The 2,820-nt window shown below is 42.9% G+C and carries 4 protein-coding genes and 1 pseudogene; all 5 read right to left on the bottom strand.

Features of this window, described 5'->3' with window-relative positions:
* Positions 1-82: pseudogene (locus BGO84_RS00160) on the bottom strand (conjugative transposon protein TraK); the annotation flags it as partial.
* A gap of 44 nt (positions 83-126) precedes the next feature.
* The gene (gene traJ, locus BGO84_RS00155) at positions 127-1,128 is read right to left on the bottom strand and encodes a conjugative transposon protein TraJ (RefSeq protein WP_291026519.1); all 1,002 of its coding nucleotides are present in this window, start codon (positions 1,126-1,128) and stop codon (positions 127-129) included.
* A 2-nt stretch (positions 1,129-1,130) separates the two neighbouring features.
* Entirely contained in the window at positions 1,131-1,751 is a 621-nt protein-coding gene (locus tag BGO84_RS00150; RefSeq protein WP_291026517.1) for a DUF4141 domain-containing protein, read from the bottom strand.
* A gap of 64 nt (positions 1,752-1,815) precedes the next feature.
* The gene (locus BGO84_RS00145) at positions 1,816-2,130 is read right to left on the bottom strand and encodes a DUF3876 domain-containing protein (protein WP_291026515.1); all 315 of its coding nucleotides are present in this window, start codon (positions 2,128-2,130) and stop codon (positions 1,816-1,818) included.
* 13 nt (positions 2,131-2,143) lie between these two features.
* Positions 2,144-2,820: TraG family conjugative transposon ATPase (locus BGO84_RS00140; protein ID WP_291026513.1), on the bottom strand; the 677-nt coding region annotated here is incomplete at its 5' end.

Raw genomic sequence — 2,820 nt, 5'->3', positions numbered from 1 at the left:
CACACATACAGACAAAGACAATCCCGAACAGGCGTATCTGTTTGAATGATGTTTCTATATTTTTTAAACTCTTGAACTCCATGTGTTCGTTTTATTTTGAATTAATAAATGATACAATGTGGCTGTCTATTTTTTCCCCATTAGACGACCGGCTACATTGCCTGCCGCAGCTCCGGCAACACCTCCTGCCATTGCAGTCCCTTTACTCGCCATTGTGTTTACTCCGCGTGTAGCACTACCGCCACCTGCCTGAATAACCCAACCCGCTACGCTCGGAATAGAGAAATATCCTATAATTCCGATGATGAAGAATATGATATATATTCCGTTACTGGCATCCGGCACATAGGACGGATCTCTTAACAGGTCTATATCCATTTGCAGCATGAGAGCCTGAATTTTGGACAGTACTGCCGAGAACAGATCGGAAATGGGGAGCCACAGATACACTGAGATATAGCGGGAAATCCAGTTGGTCAGCGTGGATTGGAAACCGTCATAAACAGAGAGGGCAAAAGCCAACGGTCCTAAGATTGACAGCACCACTAGGAAAAACGTTCGCAGGGTATCAATCGTAAGAGCTGCGGCATTGAACAGTAGTTCGAAGAAATCCCGAATCAGTTGGCGAAACCACATTTTCATATCGTACCAGGTGCGTTCGCCCCACATAGAGATCATTTCGGCAGCATCAGTAATTCCGAGATCTTTCATCTTTTGATCGTACACCTCGTCATCGACCAGCCATGCCTTTCCTTCACGCAGCCTTGCATCGTACTCCAGTTGATCTTTTTCCACTTGCAGGGCATGCACATCTGTCATTTGTGTCTCCAATACGGTATGTGTTCCTTTTACTACAGGTGACATAACAGCGTTGATTGTACCTAGTACAAAAGTCGGAAAGAACATAATGCATAGCCCGATAACAAAAGGTCTTAGCAAGGGATATACGTCTATCGGTTCTGCCCGTGCCAAGGCTTGCCATACACGGGAAGCAACATAAAACAGAGCACCAAGTCCGGCTATCCCTTTGGCAACACCTACCATATCACCACAAAGAGGCATCATATCCTGATACAGATTCCGAAGAAGCTGATGCAGGTTGTCAAAATCTATTGCAAGCAGTATCATGGTTACCAATATCTATCGGATGGATTACCATACAAGCTTTTCACTCTCGCCAAATCGCCTTTCTCCTGACTGCGGATAAAGGAAACGGAGATGCTTTTCTTGGAGAAATAGCGGACAAGATTGCGATGTTCAACCATCTTGGCATGTATCTCATCTATGATTGACATACGCTCGGCATCAGTCATCGAAAGCCCGTTAGAGATGGAAACGACATTCTTTATATCTGCAAGCAGATTGCCACTTTCGTTCAACAGCTTGGCATATCCATTTGATATCGCTTCCAGTTCACTGACACTAAAATTTCTATCGGATAACATCTTGTTGAAGTTGGTAGAATAGATATGCGATATTTCGCTGACCAATTCTACCGTTTCCTTTACTTTGCGTGCATCTTTGATCAGATTGTGTACTGATTCTAATTTGTCGTAATACTGTTTTCCCTGATCGTAGATTTTTTGCATCTCTTTGAAAGAGTTAATCACATTACTGGCTGTTGTAGCCGTTTTGGAAACAGTCAATATATTTTGTGCCAGATTGGAGGGATCAATCACCGTCCATTGTGCTTTTGCCTGATAGGTACATAGCCCCATGAGTGCCATAAGACAGAAAAGTATCTTTTTCATATTCGTTATTTTTTAATTGTTATTACCCGTTTACCGTCCGAAGCCGGAGGCAGCCCTTAGTGCCCTAATTCTCCTGGCGGACATATTCTCCGAAAGCAGAAAGATGTAATATCTCTTGCTCCCGGTCGTAAGTAATTGTGATACGCTCGTACAGTTCAATGTAATGCAGACCAAATACGTTGTAGACCGTACAATCACAGACTACCTGCGGGTTGTTGTAAGTAAGACAGAGCCGGATGCCTCCTTTCTTTCGGGAGATATTGCGATATATTCTTATCGCAGGTGCACCTTCTCTACTTACCCAACGCCCCGTAATCTCCCGCATGGAAAAATCTGTAGAAGTGGAACAAGAATCGGTTATATTACATTGACTGAACATAGCTTTTCGTTTTTTACTTGCGTTTACTTTCTGCTATTTGTTTAATAGCCAACTCAATATTACCATCCAACTCTTCAGTTTTCTGTGCAACTTCCAGCTTCTCCGTTTCTTCCGTTGTGAACGTAAAATACTCTTCCAAACTCACTTCTGTGGCATATACAGCAGACTGAACACCACCTAAACCAAACCAGACTTCCTTGTATTTTCGGTTCGGATTGTTGGACATATTGATGGATAGCACCTGGCTTTTTTCTTTTTCGGTCAGCCCCAAAAGAGCTTGGATGCTATCAAATTTGTTCATGTACTTACGCTGGTCTAGGAGAATCTTGCAGTCGGAGTTGTTGATGATGGATTCCTTAACGATAGGTGATGCAATAATATCATCCACCTCCTGAGTGACAACGATTGCTTCTCCGAAGAATTTTCGAACGGTCTTAAAAAGGTACTTAATATACTCTGCCATACCCTCTTTAGCAATCGCTTTCCATGCTTCTTCAATCAATATCATCTTTCTGATTCCCTGTAAGCGACGCATTTTATTGATGAAAACTTCCATAATGATAATCGTTACGATAGGAAACAATATTTTGTGATGTAGGCTAAGCACCCAGCGCCATATCATATTACTATGATTGGTTTCCAAGCACTCGCCTCCGAACCGTACGTACACCTTCCGGCGTATACGGCTCT

Source organism: Dysgonomonas sp. 37-18 (genome assembly GCF_001899125.1).
GTDB lineage: Bacteria > Bacteroidota > Bacteroidia > Bacteroidales > Dysgonomonadaceae > Dysgonomonas.
Note: the sequence above shows the minus strand (reverse complement) of the source record. Positions and strands in the feature narration are given on the sequence as shown.

What these genes read in the sequence shown, in the direction of transcription:
- traJ (WP_291026519.1), bottom strand. Translation starts at nt 1,128, where the DNA reads ATGATACTGCTTGCAATAGATTTTGACAACCTGCATCAGCTTCTTCGG.
- BGO84_RS00150 (WP_291026517.1), bottom strand. Translation starts at nt 1,751, where the DNA reads ATGAAAAAGATACTTTTCTGTCTTATGGCACTCATGGGGCTATGTACC.
- BGO84_RS00145 (WP_291026515.1), bottom strand. Translation starts at nt 2,130, where the DNA reads ATGTTCAGTCAATGTAATATAACCGATTCTTGTTCCACTTCTACAGAT.